The sequence below is a fragment of the Paenibacillus naphthalenovorans genome (assembly GCF_001465255.1).
Lineage (GTDB): Bacteria > Bacillota > Bacilli > Paenibacillales > NBRC-103111 > Paenibacillus_G > Paenibacillus_G naphthalenovorans.
The window spans coordinates 588,090-614,558 of sequence record NZ_CP013652.1; the positions used below are offsets into that span (position 1 = coordinate 588,090).

The 26,469-nt window shown below is 51.7% G+C and carries 27 protein-coding genes; 11 read left to right on the forward strand and 16 right to left on the reverse strand.

Annotation, left to right across the window (positions count from 1 at the left end; all coding sequences use genetic code 11):
* Nucleotides 1-5: 5 nt before the first annotated feature.
* From IJ22_RS02850 to IJ22_RS02865, 4 genes are read left to right on the forward strand one after another with little or no spacing between them, the layout of a single operon-like run.
* Nucleotides 6-1,127: an ABC transporter ATP-binding protein gene (locus IJ22_RS02850; protein WP_062410832.1), complete on the forward strand. Its 1,122-nt coding sequence runs from the start codon at nucleotides 6-8 to the stop codon at nucleotides 1,125-1,127.
* Entirely contained in the window at nucleotides 1,120-1,977 is an 858-nt protein-coding gene (locus tag IJ22_RS02855; RefSeq protein ID WP_062407094.1) for an ABC transporter permease, read from the forward strand. Before IJ22_RS02850 ends, IJ22_RS02855 begins: the two co-directional genes overlap by 8 nt.
* Nucleotides 1,974-2,777 (forward strand): ABC transporter permease, encoded by an 804-nt coding sequence (locus tag IJ22_RS02860; RefSeq protein WP_054819085.1) that lies wholly within the window; start codon nucleotides 1,974-1,976, stop codon nucleotides 2,775-2,777. The genes IJ22_RS02855 and IJ22_RS02860 overlap by 4 nt, the downstream gene beginning before the upstream one ends.
* Nucleotides 2,778-2,832: 55 nt before the next feature.
* Nucleotides 2,833-3,939 carry a M20 family metallopeptidase gene (locus tag IJ22_RS02865; RefSeq protein WP_062410833.1) on the forward strand — a complete coding sequence of 369 codons (1,107 nt, stop codon included), beginning with the start codon at nucleotides 2,833-2,835 and terminating at the stop codon, nucleotides 3,937-3,939.
* A 130-nt stretch (nucleotides 3,940-4,069) separates the two neighbouring features.
* On the opposite strand, the gene IJ22_RS02870 is transcribed toward IJ22_RS02865, so the two are convergent.
* The 5 genes from IJ22_RS02870 to IJ22_RS02890 form a co-directional block, all read right to left on the reverse strand.
* Nucleotides 4,070-5,281 carry an MFS transporter gene (locus IJ22_RS02870; protein ID WP_082660645.1) on the reverse strand — a complete coding sequence of 404 codons (1,212 nt, stop codon included), beginning with the start codon at nucleotides 5,279-5,281 and terminating at the stop codon, nucleotides 4,070-4,072.
* Between the two features lie 45 nt (nucleotides 5,282-5,326).
* Complete coding sequence (locus IJ22_RS02875; protein WP_062407096.1) at nucleotides 5,327-6,076, reverse strand: metallophosphoesterase family protein; 750 nt, start codon at nucleotides 6,074-6,076, stop codon at nucleotides 5,327-5,329.
* 63 nt (nucleotides 6,077-6,139) lie between these two features.
* Nucleotides 6,140-7,111, reverse strand: coding sequence for an ABC transporter ATP-binding protein (locus IJ22_RS02880; protein WP_062407098.1), 972 nt, complete (start codon nucleotides 7,109-7,111; stop codon nucleotides 6,140-6,142).
* 47 nt (nucleotides 7,112-7,158) lie between these two features.
* On the reverse strand, nucleotides 7,159-7,950 hold the full coding sequence (locus IJ22_RS02885) for an ABC transporter permease (protein WP_062407100.1): 792 nt from the start codon (nucleotides 7,948-7,950) through the stop codon (nucleotides 7,159-7,161).
* Entirely contained in the window at nucleotides 7,947-8,723 is a 777-nt protein-coding gene (locus tag IJ22_RS02890; protein ID WP_062407102.1) for an ABC transporter permease, read from the reverse strand. The genes IJ22_RS02885 and IJ22_RS02890 overlap by 4 nt, the downstream gene beginning before the upstream one ends.
* A 295-nt stretch (nucleotides 8,724-9,018) precedes the next feature.
* Between IJ22_RS02890 and IJ22_RS02895 the strand changes: the two genes are divergently transcribed.
* The gene (locus tag IJ22_RS02895) at nucleotides 9,019-10,593 is read left to right on the forward strand and encodes a CapA family protein (RefSeq protein ID WP_062407104.1); all 1,575 of its coding nucleotides are present in this window, start codon (nucleotides 9,019-9,021) and stop codon (nucleotides 10,591-10,593) included.
* A gap of 529 nt (nucleotides 10,594-11,122) precedes the next feature.
* Complete coding sequence (locus IJ22_RS02900; RefSeq protein WP_062407106.1) at nucleotides 11,123-11,935, forward strand: DUF92 domain-containing protein; 813 nt, start codon at nucleotides 11,123-11,125, stop codon at nucleotides 11,933-11,935.
* 171 nt (nucleotides 11,936-12,106) lie between these two features.
* On the opposite strand, the gene IJ22_RS02905 is transcribed toward IJ22_RS02900, so the two are convergent.
* The 7 genes from IJ22_RS02905 to IJ22_RS02935 form a co-directional block, all read right to left on the reverse strand.
* Nucleotides 12,107-14,611: a beta-propeller domain-containing protein gene (locus IJ22_RS02905; RefSeq protein ID WP_062407108.1), complete on the reverse strand. Its 2,505-nt coding sequence runs from the start codon at nucleotides 14,609-14,611 to the stop codon at nucleotides 12,107-12,109.
* Between the two features lie 128 nt (nucleotides 14,612-14,739).
* Nucleotides 14,740-16,080, reverse strand: coding sequence for a sensor domain-containing diguanylate cyclase (locus tag IJ22_RS02910; RefSeq protein WP_062407110.1), 1,341 nt, complete (start codon nucleotides 16,078-16,080; stop codon nucleotides 14,740-14,742).
* A gap of 136 nt (nucleotides 16,081-16,216) precedes the next feature.
* Nucleotides 16,217-16,573, reverse strand: a complete 357-nt coding sequence (locus tag IJ22_RS02915; protein WP_062407112.1) for a LapA family protein — start codon at nucleotides 16,571-16,573, stop codon at nucleotides 16,217-16,219.
* A gap of 83 nt (nucleotides 16,574-16,656) precedes the next feature.
* Nucleotides 16,657-18,447 carry an oligoendopeptidase F gene (gene pepF, locus IJ22_RS02920; RefSeq protein ID WP_082660971.1) on the reverse strand — a complete coding sequence of 597 codons (1,791 nt, stop codon included), beginning with the start codon at nucleotides 18,445-18,447 and terminating at the stop codon, nucleotides 16,657-16,659.
* Nucleotides 18,448-18,674: 227 nt separating this feature from the next.
* Complete coding sequence (locus IJ22_RS02925; RefSeq protein WP_235594237.1) at nucleotides 18,675-18,866, reverse strand: hypothetical protein; 192 nt, start codon at nucleotides 18,864-18,866, stop codon at nucleotides 18,675-18,677.
* A gap of 183 nt (nucleotides 18,867-19,049) precedes the next feature.
* On the reverse strand, nucleotides 19,050-19,856 hold the full coding sequence (locus IJ22_RS02930; protein ID WP_062407118.1) for a TerC family protein: 807 nt from the start codon (nucleotides 19,854-19,856) through the stop codon (nucleotides 19,050-19,052).
* A 293-nt stretch (nucleotides 19,857-20,149) separates the two neighbouring features.
* Nucleotides 20,150-20,383 carry a hypothetical protein gene (locus IJ22_RS02935; protein ID WP_054820221.1) on the reverse strand — a complete coding sequence of 78 codons (234 nt, stop codon included), beginning with the start codon at nucleotides 20,381-20,383 and terminating at the stop codon, nucleotides 20,150-20,152.
* Nucleotides 20,384-20,651: 268 nt separating this feature from the next.
* Here IJ22_RS02935 and IJ22_RS26650 point away from each other — a divergent pair, with 268 nt between their 5' ends.
* From IJ22_RS26650 to IJ22_RS27115, 4 genes are all read left to right on the forward strand, one after another.
* Nucleotides 20,652-21,080, forward strand: coding sequence for a hypothetical protein (locus IJ22_RS26650; RefSeq protein WP_235594238.1), 429 nt, complete (start codon nucleotides 20,652-20,654; stop codon nucleotides 21,078-21,080).
* A gap of 292 nt (nucleotides 21,081-21,372) precedes the next feature.
* Nucleotides 21,373-21,570 carry a cold shock domain-containing protein gene (locus tag IJ22_RS02945; protein ID WP_062407120.1) on the forward strand — a complete coding sequence of 66 codons (198 nt, stop codon included), beginning with the start codon at nucleotides 21,373-21,375 and terminating at the stop codon, nucleotides 21,568-21,570.
* Between the two features lie 250 nt (nucleotides 21,571-21,820).
* Nucleotides 21,821-22,099: a transposase gene (locus tag IJ22_RS25550; RefSeq protein WP_082660647.1), complete on the forward strand. Its 279-nt coding sequence runs from the start codon at nucleotides 21,821-21,823 to the stop codon at nucleotides 22,097-22,099.
* On the forward strand, nucleotides 22,051-22,443 hold the full coding sequence (locus IJ22_RS27115; RefSeq protein WP_062407122.1) for an IS110 family transposase: 393 nt from the start codon (nucleotides 22,051-22,053) through the stop codon (nucleotides 22,441-22,443). Before IJ22_RS25550 ends, IJ22_RS27115 begins: the two co-directional genes overlap by 49 nt.
* Before the next feature lie 86 nt (nucleotides 22,444-22,529).
* On the opposite strand, the gene IJ22_RS02955 is transcribed toward IJ22_RS27115, so the two are convergent.
* The 4 genes from IJ22_RS02955 to IJ22_RS02965 all read right to left on the reverse strand — a co-directional run bounded on the left by IJ22_RS02955 (nucleotide 22,530) and on the right by IJ22_RS02965 (nucleotide 25,984).
* Complete coding sequence (locus IJ22_RS02955) at nucleotides 22,530-23,198, reverse strand: nitroreductase family protein (RefSeq protein ID WP_082660649.1); 669 nt, start codon at nucleotides 23,196-23,198, stop codon at nucleotides 22,530-22,532.
* Nucleotides 23,199-23,298: 100 nt separating this feature from the next.
* Entirely contained in the window at nucleotides 23,299-23,430 is a 132-nt protein-coding gene (locus IJ22_RS26980) for a hypothetical protein (protein WP_256380586.1), read from the reverse strand.
* The gene (locus tag IJ22_RS02960) at nucleotides 23,430-24,623 is read right to left on the reverse strand and encodes an MFS transporter (RefSeq protein WP_062407124.1); all 1,194 of its coding nucleotides are present in this window, start codon (nucleotides 24,621-24,623) and stop codon (nucleotides 23,430-23,432) included. Before IJ22_RS02960 ends, IJ22_RS26980 begins: the two co-directional genes overlap by 1 nt.
* The gene (locus IJ22_RS02965; protein WP_062407126.1) at nucleotides 24,620-25,984 is read right to left on the reverse strand and encodes an MATE family efflux transporter; all 1,365 of its coding nucleotides are present in this window, start codon (nucleotides 25,982-25,984) and stop codon (nucleotides 24,620-24,622) included. Before IJ22_RS02965 ends, IJ22_RS02960 begins: the two co-directional genes overlap by 4 nt.
* Before the next feature lie 165 nt (nucleotides 25,985-26,149).
* Between IJ22_RS02965 and IJ22_RS02970 the strand changes: the two genes are divergently transcribed.
* The gene (locus IJ22_RS02970; protein WP_054819020.1) at nucleotides 26,150-26,467 is read left to right on the forward strand and encodes a hypothetical protein; all 318 of its coding nucleotides are present in this window, start codon (nucleotides 26,150-26,152) and stop codon (nucleotides 26,465-26,467) included.
* Nucleotides 26,468-26,469 lie beyond the last annotated feature (2 nt).

The window sequence follows — 26,469 nt, forward strand, 5'->3', positions numbered from 1 at the left end:
TCCTCGTGTCGAAAATGATTGATGTAGAATTGAAAGGCGTTCAGAAAAAATTCGGTTCCAATGTGGTTGTAGAAAATTTCAACCTGCAGGTGGAGCAGGGAGAATGCGTCTCTTTCCTCGGTCCTTCGGGATGCGGCAAAACGACTACGCTCAACATGATTGCCGGCTTCCTTGAGCCAGATCAGGGCGAACTCATCATTAAAGGAAAGAAAATGAATGGCGTTCCATCCAATAAAAGAGAGCTCGGCATGGTGTTTCAGACGTACTCCTTATTTCCGCACATGACGGTATTTGAGAATGTAGCCTACGGCCTCAAGCTGCGCAAAACGCCGAAGACGGAAATTCAAGAGCGCGTGAAAAAGGTGCTGGAGCTTGTGAAGCTGCCGCATGTGTCGGACCGTTATCCGAAGCAATTATCGGGCGGTCAGCGCCAGCGGATTGCTATAGCAAGAGCGCTTGTGACCGAGCCTTCCCTGCTGCTGTTGGACGAACCGCTCAGCAATCTGGATGCGAAGCTCCGCGAAGAGCTGCGCGACGAGTTAAAGCGTTTGCAGCAGGAGATCGGCGTGACGACGATTTTCGTAACGCACGATCAGGAGGAAGCGATGTACCTGTCGAACCGGATCGTTGTACTGGACCACGGTAAAGTGGAGCAAATCGGCAGCCCGTGGGATATTTACAATTTGCCTGCATCAGAGTTCGTTCATACCTTTATTGGCAAATCGAACCGGTTGAACGGTACCGTCATATCGGCTTCGGAGAGAGATGGAATCGTTCTGAGGACCAATGAAGGACTAGCGCTTCGTGCGTCATTTAAAGGCCGGACATTCCAGTCCGGAGAGGCGGTATCGATCTATGTGCGTCCGGAGAAAATTGCCTTTTCTACAGGTACAGGGGGAGGCTTGCAGGCGGAAGGCCGCAATGAAGCACAGGGACGCATAGGCCAGATCTCGTTCCTGGGTTCCTACGCGGAAAGTGAAGTCCTGCTCGGGAATACGGTCATCCATGTGCGGATGCCTTCGGACAGCCAGAACCGTATATGGACGGCCGGCGATACAGTGAACTTGCAGTGGAAGCCGGAGGATGTATTCGTATTCCCGGGAAAGGGGAATGAGGCTCATGGGTAAAGGCGCTTTGTCCTCTGTGCGTTCGGCCGCTTTCCTTCTTGCCCCGAGCCTTGCCGTCGTGGCAGGCGTATTCCTGCTGCCGATGCTGTATATTCTTATGCTCAGCTTCCAGGATGGTGACGGACAATTTTCATTCGAGAATTATGCGCTCCTTGTCCAGGATCCCTATTATCTGCAAATTTTGTGGAGAACGGTCAAATTGGGGCTGCTGACGGTATTGGCCTGTCTCATTTTAGGCTATCCGGTCGCCATGTATATGGCTAAGTGCTCGGGCAAAATGCGCGGTTTGATCACGTTCCTGATCATCTCCCCTCACTTGATCAGCGTAGTCATCCGAAACTTCGGCTGGGTCATCATTCTGGGGGAAAAGGGCTGGATTAACAACACGCTCATGCAGCTCGGTCTGATCGATCAGCCGATCAAGCTGCTGTATAACGAGCTTGGCGTTGTCATCGGCTTGACCGATTCGCTGATCGTTTACATGATTCTGGCGATCGCCACCAGCATGTATCAGATCGACGAATCGCTGTATAAGGCGGCCGGAATTCTCGGCGCCGGCAAATTGCGCACATTCTTTACTGTGACGCTTCCGCTCACGCTGCCCGGCATCATGGCGGGAACGACTCTCGTGTTCAGCTTGTCGATGAGCTCATTTGTGACACCTGCTCTGATGGGCGGTACGTCCGTCAAGGTACTGCCTGTGATCGCCTATGAGAAAATTATGGCTCAGATGAACTGGCCGCTCGGTGCTGCGCTTGCGTTCCTGCTGCTCGGATCGACGATTGCGCTTGTCACTTTGTTTACCCGGCTTATGGAGACAAAGCGGTATAAAGAGGTGTTTTCTTCATGATCAAACGAATCACTCCGCTGGGAGTCATCACCTTTTTCGTCGTTTTGTTTGTGATCTCGCCGCTGCTGATCATTATTCCAACCTCTTTAACGTCGGCAAAGTATCTTTCTTTTCCGCCTGTCGGTTTTTCTTTGGACTGGTATGAAAGAATATTCGACCGCCCCGAATTTGTCGAATCCTTCTGGTTCAGTCTGCAGCTTGCGGCACTTTCGGCTGTGCTTTCAACCTTGATTGGAACGATTGCCGGTCTAGCCTTGCATAAGTACAAGTTTCCCGGAAAAGACGTCATTAACGGACTTTTGCTGTCGCCGCTTACCGTGCCGGCGCTGATCATCGGCATTGCGGCTTTGCTCTTCTTCACGAGGATCGGACTGGCGGGCACCTTCACCGGCCTCCTGTTGGCGCATATCTTAATTTCGATTCCCTATGTCGTGCGCCTGGTGCTGACAGGACTCAGCTCCTTCGATTATACCCTGGAGCGTGCCGCATACATTCTGGGCGCGAAGCCGATCAACGTCTTTTGGGATATTACGATGCCGATCATTAAACCGGCTATTTTATCGGGAGCGATTTTCGCCTTCTTGACCTCCTTTGACAATGTCACGGTGTCTCTCTTTCTGGTCTCACCGACGACGACAACGCTCCCGATGGCGATATTCAGCTACATGCAGGAAACACTTGACCCGCTTGTAGCCTCGATTTCATCGGTCGTCATTTTATTAAGTCTTGTATTTATTATTTTATTGGAACGTGTGTACGGTTTGGACCGGCTGTTCGGTTCGAAATCGCATTCGCACTAACGGAGATGCTGCTTTGGTGAAGTTACAGACAATAAAAGAACAAATTGAAGGGTATATGCCTGACATTCTTCGATTGCTGGAGGAGAGTGTGAATATCGATTCGCCGTCTACAGACAAGCGGCAGAACGATTTGATGGCCGACTGGTTTACGCGTCAATTTCAACGGCTGACCGGAGGCAGGGTCATTCGGGTTCCGAACGAAACGTATGGCGACCGCCTTTTGTGCGAAGTCGGAAGCGGGGAAAAACAGATTCTTCTGTTGGGTCATTACGATACCGTTTGGCCGCTGGGAGAAGCTGCCCGAAGGCCGTTCCGCATCGAGGACGGGCGAGCCTACGGTCCCGGCGTTTACGATATGAAGGCCGGTTTGCTGCAGGCCATATTCGCACTTAAAGCGCTGTTGGACTCCGGACGGTTTCCGGAGGATAAGAAAGTCGTACTGCTCATGAACAGCGACGAAGAGCTGGGAAGTCCGACGTCCCGTGCTTTGATCGAGGAGCAGGCGAAACTGTCGGCTGTCGCTTTCGTATTGGAGCCGCCGATGGAGCCAAGCGGTGCGCTCAAGACGTCCCGCAAAGGCAGCGGACGCTATAAGCTTGCGGTACAGGGCATCTCGGCGCATGCCGGGGTAAATCCGGAGAAAGGTGTATCTGCCATTCATGAGCTGGCTTGTCAGATTCAGCGTCTTCATGCGCTTACGGACCTTTCGCGGGGGACTACGGTGAACGTCGGCGTGATCCGGGGCGGTATCGGGAGCAATGTCGTTGCGGAGCATGCTGAAGGAGAAATCGATGTGCGCGTGGCTACCTCAGCCGAAGCGGAGCGCATCGAAGCGGAGCTTGCCCGGCTTATTCCGGCGCTCCCTCAAGCCCGGCTTACGCTTACCGGCCGGATGATGCGCCCTCCGATGGAACGTACCGACCGTACGGCGGCCCTGTTCGCCTTGGCGCAGGAAATCGCCCGGACGGATCACGGAATCGAACTGGCGGAGACGCATACCGGCGGTGTGAGTGACGGAAACTTCACCGCCGCCGTCGGCACACCGACGCTGGACGGTTTGGGCGCAAGAGGCGACTTTGCCCATTCTCCGGATGAATACGTCCGGATTGACGAGATACCGCTGCGCACCGCGTTGCTGGCCGAGCTCATCCGGCGCTGCTAAAGTCTTAAATGAAACAGCCTGGTACCTCTATGGGGTAACAGGCTGTTTTGCTGTACATTCCTCGTCAGGTTTCATATCTGAAGGGCATCCTCATTCATACCCGAATGGGATGCCCTTTATTAGCGATAAGCTACGAACCTGTTTTCTGCACTTGATTTCTCGGGAATAGAGAGAGCCTGACCCATAAAGCGTTTAGCAGCAGCAGTACGGCGGCCGTCATGAAGATTCCCCGGATGCCGATCAACCCCGATACGGCTCCCCCGATGACCGGTCCGAGCATATTGCCCAAAGCCAGGGCGCTCGTATTAAAGCTATAGGCCCGGCTTTCCATGCCGCTTGGTGTATACTGGCGTATTAAGGTCTGCACGGAAGGGAGAAGCCCTCCCATAAAAACGCCCAACAGGAAACGCGAGGCGAGCAGCTGCCAGATGTTGGTGACAAAGGCCTGGGGAATAAAGGCCAGACCCGTCCCGATCAAAGCGATCGCCAGAATGCGCTGCGATCCCAGCCGGTCCCCCAGTCTGCCCAGCAGCGGTGATGCGATCATGTTCGAAAAGCCGGTCACCGAACCGACAAGTCCGGCATAAAAGGCCAGCAGCTGGCCGCTGCCGTGGAGCTCTTGTACGAACAAGGGAATCAGCGGCATCGAGCTAAGAATCGAAAACTGGATCAGGAAGGTAACGGAATACAGAGCCGGCAGCTGGCGGATCCGGATCAGCTCGCGAAACCCGCTGAACACCGACATTTTTGGCCTGGTTTTGGCTTGCTCGATGTCGAATTTTTCTTTTACCAAGAACGCGGCGAGCACGGAAGCGGCGAACAACAATCCCCCGGTGATGTAAAAAATGGGGCGAAAGCCGACCCATTCCGCCAATACTCCCCCAAACAAAGGTCCGAGAATCGTGCCCGCCACGCTGCCGGATTGCAAAGTACCCATGGCGAAGCCCATCCGTTCACGGGGCGTATTCGCGGATACCAACGCGACGGCGGCCGGCATAAAGCCCGATATAACGCCGTTAGCCAAACGAAGCAGCAGCAAATGCAGAGGCGTAGCGGCCATGCCCATGAACATCATGACAAAAGCCATGCCGAAGCCTGACCTAAGGAGCATGACCTTTCGTCCGAACCGGTCGGCAAGTCCTCCCCAGATCGGCTGAAAAATAAACGATGAGACAAAGTTGGCGGCGAAGATCAAGCCCGCCCACACGGCCACTTCATGCGGATCGTGAATTCCCATTTCCTGTATGTATAGGGGCAGGAACGGAATAATCATGGTCATGCCGGACATGACCATGAATTGTCCAAGCCAGAGTACGATTAAGTTGATTTTCCAACGTTCCAAAAAAGGTTCCTTCTTTCCTTGCTTGGATGGATAACTTACAGCGCTTCAACGTTCCAGGCCGGTTGTCTGTTCATAACGGAACCGCTCCAGCTCAGGCAGTCCGACCTGCTCTGCGATAGCGACGGCTTTCTCGATATCGTAAGGGACGCGTACGGATTGTACGGAGAACGGGGCTTCCTCCATAAGGTCCGCCACACCCTCCAGAATCACGTAGCTGGCCTGCGCCAGTCCGTCGTAGGGAGCGCCGACGCTGCCCGTATTGAATAGCAAAAGTCCTTTGCTTTGTTTGGATTTGAGCGTCTGCATGAACGGGATGTGAATGTCCCCGTAGCCGATCACATCCGGCGTATGCTCCGTTCCCAGGAATCCTCCGGTATGCTCGGTGTTCTCGAACATCGCCAGCTTTTCTTTCTTGTCCGCTTTTTGCGGTACGCGATGATAGACGCTTTTCGCTGAAGCGTGCAGCAGCCGGATACGCCTGCCGCTCATCCGAAGATCCACGAAAAAAGGCAGCTCCCGCAAATAACGGAGCCGTTCCGCTCCAAGCCGTTCCTGCTGCCACAAGCCGGATTCCTTATCTTGAGGCTGGTTGATTCCGTGTTCCCAATTGCCCAGAACCGTCACTTCGCAAAGCTCGCGAATCCGATCCACCACCTCGCAAGGCTGAGGGCCTTTGCCGACCAGATCGCCAAGACAAATGATGCGCCGGATCTCGCGGCAGCGGATGTCCCGCACAACAGCTTTCAATGCCTCCAGGTTACCGTGGATGTCTGAAATGACTGCGATTTTGTCCATTGTCACCCATGGCCTCCTGTTATTCCATTTTTTCATATGTTTTTCATTATACCACATACCGGGCTAGTATATTTGATGAATCACTTCTTCAAAATCAGGCTCCTCCATATGAACGTCGATGATCGTACCGAACGATTCCAGCTTCCGGAGCACTTCCATCGCAGGGATATCCCGCCGGTTGAAATGAATCGCAAGCCCGCGGCCGCTCGTCTTTGCGATGCTGAATTCGGGTAACGCATCCGGGCCCGGAACGTCCGCTTCCGAGGTGAAGGTAACCTGAAGGAGGGTAGGAAGCCCGATACGTTCGCGGAGCTGACCGATCGTTCCGTCATAAACGAGCGACCCGTGGTTAATGACCATCACACGGCTGCATAACTGCTCGATGTCATCCATATCGTGAGTCGTGAGCAGCACCGTTTTTCCCAGCTCCCGGTTAACGGTGGACAGCAGCTTGCGGATATTTCGCTTGGCCAGAATATCCAGCCCGATCGTCGGTTCGTCCAGAAACAGCAATTCGGGCTCATGAAGCAGGGCGGCGGCCAGATCGGCACGCATCCGTTGGCCGAGGGACAGCTTGCGAACAGGGACGTCCATCAAATCGCGCAGCTCGAGAAGCTCGTCCAGCTCGCCAAGCGTCTTTGCTTTACGGCGCGGGTCAATGCGGTACATTGCGGCAAGAATATCGAACGAATCGCGAACGGGCAGATCCCACCACAGCTGGCTGCGTTGTCCGAATACGACGCCGATCCGGGAGGCTACCCGCCGCCGGTCCTTATGGGGATTAAGTCCGCCGATGCGGACTTCCCCGGAGGAGGGATGAAGGATACCCGCCAGCATTTTGATGGTGGTCGATTTGCCGGCGCCGTTCGGTCCGATATATCCGACAAATTCGCCTTGCTCTATGGTGAAGTTAATCTCGCGGACGGCTATTTTTTCCGCACCCGCCCCGGAGAGTACCGACTTCAACCGCTCCCACCTGCTTGGATGGTTCGGGGGGAGCCGAAAGCTTTTATGCAAATTTCTCACTTCGATCATTCAAACGGCAGCTCCTCTCTATATTTATGGAAGGATGCAGGCTTGCATCAGCTTCCCGTGCTTTGATAGCGGGTAAGGCCGAGCTTCCAGAAACGCAGCATAAGCCCCAGAAAAACAACGGTAAACAGCATGACGCCGGGCAGCAGCCACCATCCGAATTCCCCTCTCAGCACATACAGTGCGGGAATGTAGTTGGCCATTCCTACGGGAATGAGCGTAAGCAGAACGGTTCGCAGCCAAAGCGGGTACAGATCCATCGGGTACTGAACGGCGGTTCGGGCGGCGTCTTCCGTCAGATTTTGAAGGTCGCTGATGCGTGTAATCCAAAAGCCGAAGGTGGCGGTGCCAAGTCCGATCGCGAACAGCAGGGCCGCTCCGGTGACAAGAATGAGCAGCGTTAAAGGAACCGCCAGCCATGTGACTTGCCCTATGCTCATCATGTGGCTTAAGCAAAGCGTCAGAATGATCCCACCCTGGATGCACTCGCCGAACATGGGCCGGAAGTTTTGCGACATCAGCGCGAGCAGAACGGGGACCGGTCGGATCAGCAGGCCGTCGAGGTCGCCCGACACCAAATATTTTTCCAGATGGTGCACATCGTTGGCAAAGCTGCGATAGAGCGCCTTGGACAGCAGTATGGTGGAATACAGATAGCCGATATCGTACAGGGACCATTCTTGGATGTTATCGAACTTCCATAAAATGATCGAAATCAGTAAAAAATCGGTCGCATTGACTACAGCGGCCAGCAGCGTAGACAGCCAGAAGTTGAATTTGTACTGCATTCGGCTGCGGATGCTTGCTCTAATTAGCAGAACATACATTCGAAGCGTGTTCATCCGCCCTGCACCTCCACTTTGCGCCGAACGAACGCGGTGGCTGCCAAACAAAGCGCCGTAAGCAGCGCGCACCACAAAAAACCGCCACACATGGTGGAGGGGGGAGCGAGGCCTAAATAGATTTTGCTTGGAACGTGCTGCATATAGGGATATGGGGTCCAAGCGCTTATCCGCGAAAGCCAGTCGGGCAGCCATTCGATCGGGACCAGAAAGCCGGAGAGGACGGAAGAGACGGAAAAATGGACCCAATACAGCCAGTTGGACTCGGTGGTCCAAAGCGCCGTGACGCCGATGAGGTAGTTGATGCAGATGTTCATATAAGAGGCGGATGCCAGCGACGTTAATGTAAAGATCCATGTTGCCGCGTCTGTAGGGACGGGCAGACCGATCGTCCAGATATAGATGAAGTAGATGGGCACCGTTTTGTATATCAGCTGATAGCCGATTTGTCCCCATTCCCGCCCCATCAACTGATAGAAAAGATGAACCGGGCGCATCAGGTCCAGGGCGATATGTCCGCTGCGAACGGAACGTTCGATGCCAAGTCCGTTGGTGATGAACAAGGTGATCCACAATACCGCCTGATTGAACGCAACATAATGGATGACATTTTGCAGGCTGTAGCCGTTCATCCCCGCGGGCTCGCCGATTCCTTTCCAGATGGAAACGTAAATAAGACCGAACATGGCGCTCGCGACGGTATTGATCGCATGCGAGGAACGGTACTGCAGGTTTCGCGAGAACGCTTTTTTAACCAATACGGGAAAAAGCATAGGCACCTCCAAGGTTTCAAACTCTCTCCAACTGGTAACGGCAGTGGAGAAGTGAATGGGTTCGTGCAATCATGCCTAAGTCCGCTCGGGGTGAGTAAGTCTGAAAATCGAAAGGATATCTATCATACCAGAAGGCAGCGGGGAACAGCAACATATTTTTGGTACAATTGCCCATGACCGGGGGAGGGCCTTTTGGTATAATGGTACACGGAGGTTGCCGGCAGTTGGGAGGAAAAAGGGGTAGGTTGCGATTAGATCACGTACAGAAAAACATAAGCGTCTTAAAGAGAAAAAAATGAATCGCATGTTATGGCTGAAGATCACTTTGTTGACAGTTTTGACGATAGGTGCCTTCGCCTATTTAATGCAGGAGCTTGATCGGCCTCATGGTATGGTGGAAGGTGAAGCGGCGTCAGGAGCCAAAACGCCGCCAGCTCCAAGCGCAGGAGTTCAGCCGCGGCAGGATGATGCGGACAAGCCGCCGGCGGTGAATGAAAACGAACAGGCGAATATCGCCCCAGATAACGATAAAGCAGCGGATCGTGTGAACATGTCCTTTGTCGGCGATGTGATGTTCGCGGGTAAAGTGGAGGCTCTCCTGAAGCAGCACGGATATGATTATCCGTTCAAATATGTTCGTTCCTATCTGGAGAAGGCGGATATTGCCGTCGCCAATCTGGAGACGCCCATTACGACCCGAGGCACGCCGGAGGATAAGACCTATGCTTACCGTTCGTCGCCGTTGGCCCTTTCCGAGCTCAGGAAAGCAGGGGTGGATCTCGTCAATTTGGCGAACAACCACAGCATGGACTATGGGGTGGAGGGTCTCCTCGATACTTTGGATTACCTGGATGCGGAGGGGATCAGGCGGGTCGGGGCCGGAAGAGACAGCGAAGAAGCGTACCGTCACGTCATCATGGAGCATAACGGAATGAACATCGCGTTTCTCGGGTTCAGCCGGGTGATTCATTCCGCAAGCTGGTATGCGGGTAAAAACAAGCCGGGGCTTGCTGAAACCTATACGACAAAGCTGCCGCTTCAGGCGATCGCCAAAGCCAGGGAAGAGGCCGACCTCGTTGTCGTCATCGCCCATTGGGGAGAAGAACGAAATCACCGACCGATCAAGGTGCAAACCGATCTGGCCAGACAGTATATCGATCAAGGTGCGGATCTGGTTATCGCGAGCCATCCGCATGTATTGCAGGGCTTCGAGCAGTATAAGGGCAAGTGGATTGCGTATAGCCTCGGCAACTTTATTTTTACGACCAACGAAAATTCGGCTACGTGGGAAAGTATGATACTGGAAGCGTCCTGCTCGAAAGAAGGAAGCTGCGATTTGCAGCTTGTGCCTATCTTGACCAAATGGGCTCAACCAATCCGTATGGTAAAGGAGGAAGGCCGCAAGCTGTTCGACAAATTGACTGCTATTTCGGTTAATGCCCAGGTTGATGAGGAAGGGCGGGTTACGGCAGCATCCCGACCGTCAACGGGGCAGGCGGCAGTGAAGTCATCGGTGAACGAGACCAAGAAGCCGACAGAATCCAATCAGGCTGTTCGATCGGGAAGCAAGGCGGACCCGGGCAACAAATCCGATAGCAATACTGCAAAGCAAAGCGAATCAGCCAAATCCGGAAGCACAGCGAATCGGAATGAAACGCCGAAATTGAACGGAACGACCAAGCCGGATGAAGCGTCGAAATCGAACGGAACGTCGAAACCGAACGCGAATCCTAATTCAGATGAACCGGCAAAAACAAATCATCCCGTCAAACCCGGCGGGACACCGAATGTGGGCGAATCCGGGCAAACCGGTAACCAAACCAATCCGGGAGGTATGGCCGAGTCCGGAGAACCTGTTTCCGGTGAGTAAACAAAAGAATGGCCATGAGGAAAATACAAACCGGCCCAGGATCGGCACAAAAGAAAGTCTGCAGCAGAACATGATAGATCCGTACATATGAATCCGTACATATGAAAAAAGACGCTCCATAAGACTGATTTTCAACGCAGTGGTCGGCGTGTGGTAGGCAGAAACGTGGTCGGCGATCTCCGGCTTCAGAAATGGGTACGTCAATAGTGGGATGAGGTGGAAGCTGACTTGGCAAAAAAGAAACAGCCAGCAGAGGGCAGGACATTTTAACGAGCCTCTTTTGAAGCTGTAGTGATTCCACAGCAGCATCATTGGCCCCATACCCACCCGTCTAGAGAATTGCCCGGCCGGCGGCCGGGTTTTCTTGATGCTGCACAATAGTAAGTTCAGTCAAGCGCTAAGTAAAACCGGGATGATGATCCGGCATCCTTGAAAGGACTTCAACGGGAATATTCCTTTTCGCAAGAAAAGCTGCTGTCAAACTTTGATCGAATGTGTTTTTTATTCAGGAAGAGGAGTTGAAGTACAAATGGCGGATCTGCTGGTTGGACTTGCCGGGAGTTTGCTAATCGCAGGAGCGGCCTATTGGAAAAAGTCGCTGACGATTTCAGGCCTGGCGGCGGCTGTACTGCTTGGCACCTTGATGTATGCGTTAGGAAGCCTTCCCTGGTTTGGGACGCTGATTGCCTTTTTTATTACCTCATCGGCATGGTCCAAATGGAAAAGCCGAAGAAAAGAGGCCGCGGAAAGCGGCTATGCCAAATCGGGGAGGCGTGATGCAGGACAGGTTTGGGCTAACGGCGGGCTGGGGCTTGCGCTGTGCATCGGATATTGGTTGTTTCCGCACCCGCTCTGGTGGGCCGCTTTTGTCGGTGTCATGGCAACGGTTACCGCCGACACTTGGGCAACGGAAATCGGCGGCGTCAGCCGCTCGGTTCCCAGGTCCATCGTCAGCCTGCGCACCGTAGAGCCCGGGACATCCGGCGGCGTGACACCGCTTGGGCTCGCCGCCTCGGCGGCCGGCGGGCTGTTCATCGGAGCCGCAGCTTGGCCGCTCCTGCTGCTGTCGCCGCAAGGGCCTCTCCCGTCCGCAGCGGCCTTGTGCTTCATCGGCCTGCTCGGCGGTTTGGCCGGGTCGTTGGCGGACTCCTGGTTTGGTGCGGTTTGCCAAGTCATGTACCGCTGCCGGGTGTGCGGCAAAGAGATCGAAAAAAACCGCCACTGCGAGGCAGCGGCGGTTCGAATCCGTGGGCATGCGCTGATGACCAACGATACGGTTAACGCCCTAAGTTCCGCGTTCGGAGGTCTGATCGCCTTGGCCATGTGGCATTGGATTGTTTAGTCTTGTTTGCGTGAATAGGCTTTGTAAGTAACGTAGATCGTTAGTCCCGAAACAACCAATGCAATAATGACGGAGATGGTAATGATGGTGTTTACCATATAAATAGGCTTACCTCCATATAGGATTTGACACTTGTAATTGTACCCGATGAGGAAGCCGCTGCCAAGCCCGTTATTGGCGCGGCTTCCATGGAGGGAGCTTGAGCGATCCGATTTCGGTTAACGTGGACAAATCGTTTGCTTTCAGCATATCCGGCGAAGCGGTATACAGGGTATCGCCGATATAGAGCAGCCGTTCGACGTTGCGGTCGCTGCTGTACCATTCACGCCCGGCCTTTTGCAGGTCTTCATCGCTCAAATGGGTAATCCTGCCCCGAAGCTGGAAGCCATTTTGCAGATCCAGCCCGTAGACGTATGCACCCTGGAACGTGAACTCGCCGTATTTTGTCGCATCTGCGGGAGCACCGCCGGAGGATTTGTCTTTGACCTCCATAACCGTCACCGGAAAAGCGAGCAAATTTTTCTCTTTGGAGAACAGCAGGGCTTTATGATTGTTCAGCAGCTCTGAATGCGTGCCCCGGCCGCCGATCGACTCTTTGAACAGCTCTTTCGGATGGGCGACATCCGATACGTCGAACAGCGCCAGCTTCATGCCTTGATAATATGCAGTAGGACCGCCTTCGAAACCGGAACCGTTTTTGTTGTCCACTACTACGGCGTCCTTGCCGAAGCCAATGATATGGTTCTCGTCATAGGGGTGCAAATAATCGCTGTAGCCCGGTATTTTGAGCTGACCCAGCACTTTGGGCGCCTGAGGATCCTTCAAATCGATAACAAACAGAGGATCGACGTTCTTGAAGGTAACCATATAAGCCCGGCTTCCGGCATAACGTACGGAGTAAATGCGCTCGCCTGGGGCCAGATCTTCCACTTTGCCTACGACATTCATCGTTTCGTTCAAAACATACATATTGTTCTTTGAAGTAAATTCATCGTCGCGCCACATGTCTCCCTTGGTGGTTGCGATGCGGAAATAGCCGCCGTGTTCATCCATGGAAAATTGATTCAGCGGGTGTCCGGGCACTTTGCCGCGTCCGAGGTACTTGACCGTGCCGTTATCCATGCCAAATTTATAAATGACGCTGCTCGTTTCGACCGGTACCGGCCGGATCGGCATAATTTCCTGCCCGATTCCGGGAACCGCCTTTGACGATTGTTCAGGTTCTTCTTTAACAGGTTCGTATTCATTCACTGTAATATACAGATTGTTTTGCGATGCATACACATATTGGCCGGAACCGAGATAGCTGGTCACTTGCATTTTTTGCTCCGGCTTACTGAGGTTGAGTCCGCCGACGAGCAAATAATTCGGCTCCACCGCTTTCGGGAAATATCGAATGTCCTCGTAGCCGATGGTGATAAACGAGTCCCCGGCCGCAGAGTCACGGTAAGCCGGTGTGGAGAGGGCCGCTTTCTTTTCCGCAGGGCTGATCTGTTTGTCCATAAGCCAATACGTATCCATCCCTTTGTTGGTGACGATGTAAAGCGAATCGCCGATTTTACGCGACGAAATGTAATTTCCCTCGAGTTCCGTTTCTCGGACAGGTTTCATTTCCGTACGGTCGCCCAGCTCATATACGATCGCCTTGGTGGTGAAACGTTGAGGCGCGGGCCAGATCATTTTTTTTCGCTCTATAAACTCGGGTACGGGCGCGACCTTGATACTTTTTGTCGCTGGGGCATCCACCGCCGGACTGCTGACCGGGGTGGAGGGATCGCTCGCAGCCGGCGCGGCCGAATTAGACGGTTTTATCTTATCGTTTATCGGATAATGGGTATTGCCGATCACCACGAGATGCTTGCCGTCGACATAAATTTCCTGCGGGTAAAATTGGGGGTCGGCCCAGTACACCGTACTGACGACGCTCATACTATCGGCAGGGTAGGCCTGGGATACGATCACCCGGTCACGGTTTACCTGATAAATGTATTTGCCGTCCGTCTTGATGATATCCGCCTCATCCACGCCTTCCACCTGTACATTAGTACCGGAGTGCGAGGGGGCTGCAGAAAACGTCGGAGCCGTAGAGGCGGATTCACTGGTTGGTGTTTTGGCGGCACCGGATTGTGAAGCCAATTTATCGGTAACCATTAAACGCATGCCGCCATGGACCGCAGCGGAATCCTTCAGCAGCTCCTCCATTCGTTCGAGCGATCCGACCGTGGGCAGGCTTTTGTCCGCGTCCACGATGTCCACCGATCGGTTGGCGCCATCCCAATACACATTAAAATCAAAAGATTCACTGAAAAAACGGAGCGGCACAAGCATATAGCCGTTATCCGATACCGGTGCCGCGTCCAGCGTTACGGGTGTGCTGCCGCGATACGCCTGGTTGCTGTCCAGGCTCAGCTTAATGTTTCGCTCTCCTTTGCTGGCTATCGCCGTCCGTTCGCGTTCGTTCCACTGCACCGTGACACCCAGAGCTTCCGAAAGCTCCCGCAGCGGTACCATCAGCGTGTTTTGGATCAAGCGGGGTTGGATCGAGAAACGGACCGATTCTCCGTTCAAGCTCAAGCCGACCGTCTTTTCCGTTTCGGCCTGCATTTGTTGAGCCGGTACGCTAGAAGCAAGCAGCGTGAGCGCGACCATGCATGAGAGCAGGGTTGTTTTTCTCACATAAGTCCCTCCATTCGTTTTTATGTATTTCCATGATTTGCTTTCAACTCTACTGACGCAAACCACACCCGATTTGTTTCAATTTAAAAACGCCCTTTTCTTCAATAAAGAAAAGGGCGCAGCTGCGTTTAGGAGGGTTCATAGGTTTTGACCCGGTTTCGTCCGTCTTTTTTGGCCTGGTACAACGCCTTGTCCGCTTGCAGGAGGAGCTCGTGGCTGGTCATCTCCAGAGTAGGAATGACCGTCGCCGTTCCCAAGCTGGCTGTCACCACGGGGGATACATCGGATTGCCTGTGAGGAATGGACAGGCTTTCCACTTCTCTGCGCAATTGTTCGGCCACCGTCTGTGCCCCGCGCTTATCCGTAAAAGGAAGCACGATGACAAATTCTTCACCGCCGTATCTGGCAATGATATCGCCGGGACGCTTGACAGCCGCACGCAGCGCATTGGCTACTTGCTGCAGACAAAGGTCTCCCTTTTGGTGCCCATAGGTGTCGTTGTACTTTTTGAAATAGTCGATATCGATTAGTATGACGGTTAGCGGAGTAGAGAAGCGAAGGGCCTGCCGCCATTCCAGCGCGTAGCATTCATCGAATCTTCTTCGGTTGGCCACACCGGTCAATGCATCGATATTGGATATTTGCTGCAGCAATTCGTTCGTTTGAAGCAGCTGATGCTCCAATTTTTTTCTGGCAGAGATGTCCCGGGAAGTGCACAGCGCTTCTTTAAACTCCCCGTCGTCGCCTCTCAGGATACTTCCGGTGGTTTCAAACCAGACATAGCTGCCGTCCTTACGGCGGAAACGATATGAAAAAAGGACAATATCGGAACGGCCATCGACGATGTCTTGCGGTTGGGGAACGGCATCCAGATCCTCCGGGTGAAGCAGCTCGTAAGCGATGATGCCGACCAGTTCTTCGGGTTCATACCCGAGAAGCTTGCGGCAGGCGGGAGAGACGTACAAGAACCTGCCCGACCTGTCGTGCTTTGAAATCATGTCCGTGGAATGATCGGCAATCATCCGGTACATTCGTTCGCTTTCGAGTAAGGCGTTCCAAGCCTGCTTGGCGTCGTCCTCCTTGCGTTTGCGCTCCGTCACATCCTGAACCAGCTTGAAATATAAAGGACGGATGCCGTTGGACGGTGTAATCTGAGAAATGCTGACGCAAGTCCACAAGGTTTCACCATTTCGGCAGATATATCTGATTTCATGCTGCTTCAACGACCGATCGTTGGCAGGACTGTCCGACAGGAACGAATACAGGAGATCGCGGTCATCGGGATGAATGACCGATTTCCATGGTTTATCGGACAATTCTTCCTCCGCATATCCGAGAAGTGAGCAAAATGAAGAATTCACATGAATAAAAAAGCCATCAGCAGATACAAGGGCCATACTTAAAGCCGATTGGTGAAATGAGCTGGCCAATAACTCTTTTTCCTGAATTTCCGCCCATTGAAAATCCATGATGACGGCATCCTTCCTTCATAGTATAGGACTTTCGCCCTGCTAATAGTACTATATTAATGAATGCCGTCATTCAGTTCAATGAGGAATGTTGAAAAATGCTCATTTTCAAATGCATTTGACTAAAACTTGATTTTTACGATTTAAAATCCTCGGAATTTGGGTTGAGCGATTCCTTTGGGAGAACGATTTCACGATCCCCCGGGGATAAAGATGAGTCCTTCCATTCCTCCGGGGCTTGTCCGTTCCCGGATTCTGCGAGCCGCTTCTCCAATTGCTTGATGGTCCGCTGCAGCTTGAACTGTCTCATGAATCCGATAAAAAGGGCAATCAGTCCTCCGAGAAAAGTGGAGCCGATAATCACCAATATGAGAGGGATATCCGCTTGCGTGAACAAAAAATTAACCTGAACCGGCTCTACGTTAATCACTGCAAATACGGCGGTAATCAGGGCAAAAATAAGTATGAACATGAGAAACCACTGTGCTTTCATAGTCCCTCCCCTTTACATGAGTGTCTATAATAAGGCTTAAAAAAGCTGAGCCGGGAGAACCGGTCTCAGCCTGCGGCGCATGGTTATTTCGCCAGTGCCTCCATTTGTTCGAGCAGCTCTTTAAATACGCTCATGGCTTGCTTGATTGGCTCCGGAGAGGACATATCCACGCCGGCCCGTTTTAAAATGTTAATCGAATAGTCGCTGCCGCCGCTTTTCAGAAAACCGATGTAGCGCTGCACCGCCGGCTCGCCTTCCTCCAGAATTTGTTTGGCGAAGCTGGTGGCTGCGGAGAATCCTGTAGCGTATTTATACACATAGAAGCTGTTGTAGAAATGCGGAATCCGCGCCCATTCCATCTCGATATCCTGGTCTACGACCATGCCTTTGCCGTAATACAGCACATTCAGATCGTAGTAAATTTGGCTGAGTAGCTGAGGCGTTAACGATTCGCCTTGCTCCGCTTTTTCGTGAATGATTTTCTCGAATTCGGCAAACATCGTCTGGCGGAAGACAGTCGTCCGGAATTGGTCCATATAGTAGGTAAGCAGGTACATTTTTTCCTTTTTGTCCGTCGACTTTTTCAACATATAGTCCATCAGCAGCGCTTCGTTAAGCGTAGAGGCGACCTCCGCCAGGAAAATCGTATATTGCGCGTAACGGTAAGGCTGGTTGACATCGGATAAATACGAATGAAGCGCATGACCCATTTCATGCGTCAATGTAAACATGCTGTTGAGATTGTCTTTATGATTCAGCAGCACATATGGATGGGTCCCGTAAGCTCCCCAGCTGTAGGCGCCGTTGCGCTTGCCTTCATTCTCGTAAATATCGATCCAGCGGTTGTCGAAGCCTTCCTGCAGGATGCCCAGATAATCGTCGCCTAGAGGCTTCAAGCTTTCTTTGACCATTTGCTTCGCTTCCGGAAACGTAATATCCATTTTGTACTCGTCGACGAGCGGAGCGAACAAATCGTACATGTGCAATTCGTCCACTTTCAGCAGCTTTTTGCGCAGCTCCATGTAACGGTACATCAAAGGCAGCGATTCGTGGATGGCGTCGATCAGGTTCGTATAAACTTCCTTTTTGATATTATCGCCGAAGAGGGACATCTCCAGCGTGGAAGGGTATTTGCGCGCCTTCGCATAAAAGATGTTCTTGGTCACGTTCGCGGCCAACGTAGCGGCAAGGGTATTTTTTTGCTTGGCGTAAGTGGAATACATCGCTTCAAAAGCCTGCTTGCGGACCTCGCGGTCTTTGCTTTCGAGGAACTGAATATATCTTCCATGTGTCAGTTCGATTTCTTCGCCGTGCTCATTTTTTACCTTGGGGAATTTTAAGTCGGCGTTATTCAGCATGCCGAAGATGGTTCCCGGAGCCTGCGAAAGATTGCCTACTTGGGCGAGCAGCGCTTCTTCTGTTTTACTGAGCACATGCTGCTTTTGGCGGATCATCTCCTCCAGCGTGCGCTTATAAAAGGAAAGCTCTGGGTTTTCGACGAGCTTATGCAGCTGTTCGTCTGTCAGGCTCAAAATTTCCGGGGAAATAAACGACATGGCTTCGTTGGCTTCGACGCTTAATTTTTTGGATTTATCGGATAAGGCCTGATATGTAGGATCCGCCATATCTTCATGGTGCTTCATGTTGGCGTATACATACAGTCGTTCGGTATGTAGGGAAATTTTGTCCTCCAGCTCGAAGCATTTTTTTATCGCAGCCGGGTCGTTAAGCTTACCTTCAAAACGCCCGATTTCTTTCAGGTCATCCTTGACCAGTTGATACTCCTTATCCCAAGCCTGTTGATTTGGAAAAAGGTCTTCCAGGTTCCAGCGGTGTTCCAAGGCTACGTCCTTACGCTTTGGCAGTTGATTCATGGGAGCCCTCCTTGTCATATGATATGGTTTGGCCGCTGCATCCGTCTGCATCGCGGATGCGCTCAGCAAGCCGGACAACAGCATGCCGCACAGCAGCAAAGGCATGATTCTCAAATTTGCTCACGCTCCATGGAAAATAGGGGTTGGTCTGGAAAGCATTCCTTAGTATGACCGGAGCGAGGCTTAAATATTAGTATATGAAAATCATGGAAGGAAGTCTAATGCCTCTAAGCGGGAGCGGCAAAAAAGCTGAATATCATCAGCACGAAGGAAAAAGAAACCAGCACCAGTGCGATGATCGCCAGAGGACGTTTCACTCCGGGGGGCAGCGTATCTCTTTTCATGATTAATACGAGTGCCAAAGAAAAGGACAAGATCATAAACGTAACAACGGATGCCGCATTGCTCAACAGAATCACCTCTTGCTAAGTAGTTTCGCCACAAAGGTTGAAATTCCTGCGTTTCCATAGGCAAGATATACCTGAAATCAGGAAGGGGAGAGTCGGCTGCAGGATGCGAAAATATAATACGCCCGAAGACGATGGTTTTCATTGGAAAAAAATAAACAACCCGGCGAGAATACCGCCGGATTGTTTTATTGGTCAGCCCTCGGATTTGGCGACTTTCACCAATACGATGCGGCCTTGATCATCGACTTTTGCTTCAAAGCTGTCATTAGCTTCGATTTGAGCTTCATTTTTTATACTGTCAGGGATGGTCAGTTGTCCTTGTTCATTGATGGAAATGAAGTTTTTTGACAGCTTCTTCAAGTAACCGGCGAGAATGACGCCGATGACGACAATGGCGATGAATGCCCACTTCATTACAGGATTTTCATCAAACCAGCCTTTGACAAAAGGATCCCCCGTCAGCATGGAACCTGCAGTGTACGCGAGCACCCCGGCACCGATCGTAATAATAACAGGGAATTTTTCGACCAAACGAATGAACAGCGTGCTGCCCCAAACCATGATAGGGACACTGACGATCAGGCCGATGATTACCAGATCGAAGCTGCCGTGGGCTGCGCCTGCCACGGCGATGACATTGTCAAAGCCCATGACTGCGTCGGCGATAATGATGGTTCGGATAGCAGGCCAGAGCTGAGGCTTCGCTTCGATGTTATGCTCCTTTTCATCCACGAGCAGTTTATACGCGATCCATACCAGCAGTACGCCTCCGATGAGCAGGAGGAAAGGCAGCTGCAGGAGCCAAACAACGGCCAACGTAGCGGCGATCCGTATGATAACGGCGCCTACGGTTCCCCAAATGATCGCTTTCTTCTGATGTTCTTTCGGTAAATTTCGGGCGGCCAATGCGATAACAATGGCGTTGTCCCCGGCGAGCACCAAATCGATCAAGATGATGTTGAACAATTTGATGAAATAATCCAGTGTAAGGAAGTCCATTTTTAAATACCACTCCTTCATCTAAATGATTTTTACACAAAAATGACCTCTACCGATACGGTAAAGGTCGTTTTCAATCAAAAATAGACCTTTACCGCAATAGGCAAAGGTCTTGCTAACAACGTTTCGTTGCCAATAAAGCCGGGGTTTATCAAAAACCCGAACTGACGACTTTATTGTGACAGCTACTCCCCTTTGGAGGACATCCTTATGTAATTGCCCTCATTATAACGAGTGGACAAGCTGCAAGTCAAGCCTAATTTTGTCGGTTTCATGTCGTAACGTTTATGGAATTATATTTGACGGAAAGCCTCGATTAAAGCCTCATACTCTTCTTCCGTGCCTTGAAAACGGTCTTTGGGGAATCGCTCGTGAACCCAGCTCATCATCTCCGGACGGCTCAGGAATGTGTGGCATTCTTCTCCCCAATCTTCGGATATTTCCCGCAGGATCAGCTGCTTTCCGTTAACCTCTACCGTCATCATATTCCATTTGTCCTTCTTGTAAATTGTGTGTTTTTTGATCATTTTCAAGAGCTCCGTTCTATTATGATATATTTGAACACCGTCTATGCGCGAAATGATACCTTAGCTGTAAGGGAAAATCAAGGAAAAGAAACAATGACGCTTTTTGTTGGGTGTATGATATAATTCCTTATACGCTTCAGCGCCGGCCCTCCGGCCGGCGCTGAAGCGTATAAGGAACAGATGAGGAGAGTGGATTTTGAGATGAGTGGAGAAGCAAGAAAGTACGAACAAGCAGGCGTTGCCATGACATGCCGTTCCTATGTGGAATATGAGCGCATGGTTCTCACTGGATGAAGAGGTGCTTGGGGCTGGCCCTATCCTGGATATTGCCGCAGGGGCTTCATCCTTTGTGGCTGAGGCGGCAGATCGCGGGTGGGAAGCGGCCGCAGTCGATCCCTTGTACGCCATGACGCCTGAAGAGCTGTTTGAACACGGAAAGAAGGAAATTCAGGTATCTACTCACAAGCTTGCCGGGCTGGAGAGGGTTTGCGACTGGACGTATTACGGAAGTCTCAGGAATCACAGATCCATGCGTGAAGCGTCGCTCGGCCGCTTTATTGAAGACTATAAGGCCCGCGGCAAGAAAAATTATATGGCAGGGATGCTCCCAAAGCTGCCGGTGGAGGACAATTCACAGGGACTTGTGCTGTGCAGCCACTTCTTGTTTTTGTATCTGATTTTCATCTGGAGGCGATAAAGGAGATGCTTCGCGTTTGCCGTCCGGGCGGTGAGATTCGTTTGTATCCGCTAGTCACACTCGGGTGGGAGAGGTATCCTTTCCTTAAATGCCTTTTAAAAGGGCTGGAAGGGAAGGAGCAGAAGCTAACTTTGATGCCTTCATCGCTTCCATTCATCCCCGGATCGAACCAGTTATTGCGTATACAAAAAAGCGATTTCGAATAAATTTCATTGTGTTGATTTATCCTTATAAGGGTGCTATAATTGAACCATTCGCCCTTGATGGCGATACATCTAGGAGGTTGTTTTCATTGAAAGGTACAGTAAAATGGTTTAACGCAGAAAAAGGCTACGGATTCATTCAAGTAGAAGGCGGCGACGATGTATTCGTTCACTTCTCCGCAATCCAAGGCGAAGGCTTCAAAACATTGGAAGAAGGCCAATCCGTTGAATTCGAAATCGTTGAAGGAAACCGTGGTCCTCAAGCGGCTAACGTTCAAAAGCTGTAAGCTTAACACTAAACTATAACTACCCTTTACGGGTTAGCATGATATAATGTTTCTCTGGAAATCAAATGACTGGCTTCTAGTACTTGCTCCTTGATTTCACAAGAAAACGTACCGCTGCTTTGCGGTGGCTCCTTTCATGTGCAGGTAGTTTTCTTATAGGTTAGTGCCACAACAACAAGCCGATAAGAGCGGTTCTTGGAATAAATCCAAGAACCGCTCTTTTTGCTAAATCAAGGTTTCGCTGCCGGCAATGGAACAAATCGTTTTATGTTCATCACTGAAGTTATTGGATTTTGTCCAACAAGAAATGAACGCATTAGAAGCAGATTGGTTTGCAAGGGCCAAGAAAAACCCTAATGTACCCTTACTTATGGGTATACCGGGCATATCGGTGTTGAGTGCTTTAACCATCCTTGCAGAAATTGGGGATGTGACAAGATTTCTTTCTCCAAAGAAGCCAGCACATGCTATGCCGGACTTGTGCCATCCGTTCATCAATCCGGAAAAACGCGTTATACGGGGAACATAACGAAAGAGGGCCGAGCAACACTGCGATGGATTCTGGTACAATGCGCGCAGCGAGCCATTCAGAGCAAGGGGAAATTACGTGCTTTTTACTTAGGGTTGAAGGAGAAGAAAGGGCATAAGATTGCGATTGTAGCAACGGCTCGCAAGTTACTGCACATCATATGGGCTGTGTTGGTTAGGCAAGAGGAATATAGGGATCTGCGGAAGGACTTGCTGGAGAGAAAGCTTAAGAAGATGCAAAAGCAAGCCGCGGAGTACGATGCTTCCATGGATGAGCTATTCAGCATGATTGAAAATTTAGAGGAATTTTCAGATGAGCATTCCCTCATAATACATATTTTTTGAACAAGGGATTTGCATGTTTTCATAGGTGAGAGGACGGGGGTTAGTCGCCCTCTCCTACTCGATTACCGCAAAAGCTGCTGTTGATATTACTCCACAATACGAAGAATATCGTCAATTTCTTTACGCGCGAGCCGTGCAGGACGCTCTGCCGGATGCCCGAGCGCGATGACCATATTGATCTGGCACTCCGGGCGAATATCCAGGTAAGCGCGAAGCTGCTCGCCGGCGAGCAGGACGGGGCCGGTCATTGGGCATGTGGCAAGTCCGCGGGCATGTGCGGCGAGCATCAGGTTTTGTGCGGCCAAGCAGCTGCTCTTGATACCTTCTTCTTCCCATATCGCGTCATCAACCAATTGGATCGGATCGAAAATCCGCTCGCGGAACTTGGAGTTGTAGGGCGTAGCCAAGCAGATAATCAGCACCGGGGCATCGGCGAATGCAGTCGCATAAGGTCCGAAGGATTTGGTCAGCAGCCGCGCTTCCCTGGAAAGTCCCCGCCGTTCGGCTTCTGCGGCTTTGAGGTGCAGCTGCTCCCAGGTCATCCGTTCGATTTCTTTAATTTTATTTCGATTCATAACGGCGATAAATTCCCAGGTTTGCGAGTTCGTATCGCTCGGGGCGTATCTGGCACAATCGATGATGTCGCGAATATCTTCAATCGAAACCGGTTGCTCGGTAAATTTGCGAATGCTGCGTCGATCCAGCAGGATCGATTTGAAATCCTGATAGGGCAGTGTCATGATGTCGTCAGTCATGTATGGTTCATCCTCTCCGTATGGCAAGCCGTCAGCTTACTGCTTAGTACTTGGTACTAAATTATCCCTTATTATACCGTTCGTCAGAGGAAAAGACAACTCAACGGTTTCGCCTTCGCCGATCCCGGAGACGATCCGTCTTCTCCATCGTTTCCATGCCGATCTGCACAATGCGGCGCCCGCCTTTAAGCTCGCCTTTCTCTTTTGCCGACAGGTGCGGTCGTCCCTCCATCAGGAGGGACCCTGTTCCAACTCATGAAGGGCCGTACGCCCTCTGGTTCGAAGGTGAAGCCCCAGGAAACCCAGCATCGCGGCAAAAGCCAATGCCGACGCCAAGGCGTACATGGCGTGCGGTCCCCAGGAGTTAAAGACGGTTCCGCCCAAAGCACCGCTAATTAAACCGGCCAGCCCGGACCAGGTGATGGCGAACAGCGCCTGGCCGCTGGCACGAAACTGGTCGGGCACCACGCTTTGAATATAGCGGATGACGGTGAACAGAAAGATCCCGAAGGAGACGGAGTGCATGAATTGAATCCCGATAACCCACAGCGGGTTGTCTATAACGCTCATCAATAAAAAGCGGGCCAAGTATACGAGGCAGCAAATGATGAGCAGAGGCAGCTCCTTGTATTTATGGCCATGCTTGCTAAGCCAAAAGAATATAGGGATTTCGCTCACGGCCGAAACCATCCAGGACCATCCGACGATGGTCTGATCGGCGCCAAGGCGTTCAAGATAGAGGGCCAGAAAGCCGTCATTCATCCGGTGTGCCACGGAGATTACGAGGACCGTGAGCAGGAACGCGAGAAACGAGCGGGAGGTGACAATCGGCACGAGTCCGGAGAAATCCGGTTTCTTATAACCCGTCTGGCGGGCGTCCTTCAGCATCAAGGATAAAAGAAGGGAGCAGCCGATCGTTATCATCATCAATACAGCCGTCAGCTCTATGCCGAAGTCTTTCAACAGCTTGCCGAAGACCAGTGCAGCGGCGGCAAAGCCGATCGAACCCCAAACGCGGAAGGAAGCATAGCTCTTTCCGGTGTTTTTGATCGTCAGCAGAATTTGGCTATCGTTCAACGAGCTCATCGGGGATTGAAAAAAATAAAAGCTCCCCATCAGTACCATCAGAAGACCGAACGCATCGGTGCGGAAGATGAAAGCCGCGGTAAGCCATTGTCCGATCAGAACCAGGATGACTATTTTTTTCACCGTTTGCCATCGGTCGCTCACCACGCCCCAGAATAGGTTGGACACGATACCGAGCATCGGGCCGACAGAATACAAGAGGCCAATTTGGACCGTTGAGAATCCCTTGGACAAAAAGTAAAGCGGAAAATAAGAAGTAATAACGGCAACCGTCGTATATATAGAGAAGGTAAAGCAGCAAAGCGTTGCAGCATTACCTCTGATTAATCGCTCACTCATGCATTTTCACTCAATTCTTTTGTGTTTCCTGCGGCAGAAAGCGGCGGTCCGGGGATTTTACCCTCCATTTTGGCCGTCTCCCGGATGACGAACCAGACTACGGCGGCTTCTGCGGCTGTGCCGAGCGACTGCGCCAAGGCGCCGATCATCCCGTTCCAGCCGGGACTAAAAGCGATGCACAGAAATAAAGCCAGCAGGGTGGCGCACACGTTTGCAGCCTGAGACCAAACCATCACCTTCGTTTGGCTGCGCAGCATCAGCAGTCCGTTCCCGTAATCCAGCCAAGGGAAAATCAAGGTCATGATCATAAACACACGGAGCGTAGCAAGACTCGCCTCCAGCAACCTCTCGTTCACTCCCATCACATGCTCCATAAACCAAGGACCGGCAGGCGTATAGGACATTACGGCAATCAGCAGGCCGGGAATCAACGAGATCATCAGCGTGAAGCGAAGCACAGACTCCGGATCCTTGCGGTAAAAATTCAGAACTAGCTGGTGCACGTAAGTAAAAAAACTTTGTACGAGCTGCGTCAGGCTGGCTGCGATGGCAAAGGCTGCTATGGACAGCTGAATATCCGTCGTTTTGCCGAGAAACGCATTGATGGCGGGGATGGAGATCACCGCAATAAACGACGAGTACATTAACGGCTTGTAGAATCCGAATACTTGCGAAGATTTCTCGATGGAATGCCCGGGATGCTTCTCCGGAATGACGCTGCGCAGCAGCGACCGGCCTTCCCAGTAACTGACGGCCGCTTCAATGATCATCCCGGTGAGGAAGATGATCGCACCGACCGTAGCGCTCGTAACCCCGGTTTTAATAAAATACAGCGAGAGCGAGTACATGCCGACCAAACGGATCAGCATTCCGATCGTAAGCCATTTCGTCCGCATGTTATAGATGATGATTCCGTGATAAATACAGCGGATGCCCGAAAAAATACTGACGAACATCAGCACCCGGTACACGTCGACCATCGGGGCGATCATGCTTTCCTCTGCTCCGAACAAATGCACGAACACCCACGGACCGATAGAGGTGTAGCTGATGAGAAGACCGATGAGAGAAACCGAGCCAAGCACATAAAAGCCCACAAGCGACATCGCCCGAAACGATTGTCTGTCGCGGACGAGGGCTGAGCAGGTTTGACGCAGCAAAACGGCGGGTTTTTCGGTAATGCCTAGTATGCTCATCGGCAAAGCGTAGGCGGAAATGATGATCTCCGGATGGGAAGATCGCGCCAATGTGCTGTTAATGATGACATGGGATATGGTAACCAAGCTCGCCGAAAATCCTAGCGGAAGGAAGAAGGCAAGCAGCTGACGAAACGTGATGCGAGTTTGTTCCGATGCGTTCATGACGGGCTCCCTCTTTTCACATGTCACACATTATACCATGAACCGGACCGGCAGGGGAGAAAAATTTGTTTTCCTACTGGAAGCAGTGAAGCGTTCGTGATACATTAATATAGATAAGCTGTCAGCGCCTTTTGCGGTGATCCGGAACAGAAAGGTGGAACAGAAATGTCTTACTCTTTTATTATGGATGAGAGGATAGGTATACCGCTGCCTCACCTGGAGAAAAATTTTGAAGATTACAGCGAGCAGGAGCAGGCGGAGATTCTTCTTCGCTGGGAGGAAATCCGGGGAATGATCCCGGATCGGATCAAGCGGCTGGAGACGATGATCATCGCCAGACAGGATCAGCTTAACGTAGAAGATAATTTTGCGGTTTCCTGCCGCCTGAATACTGAAATTGCAGATCTGGCCAGTACGATCAATGAGCTTCATTTATGGTTTCGGGTTCATCAGGACATGGCCGTGGGAGCGGCTCATCACTAATA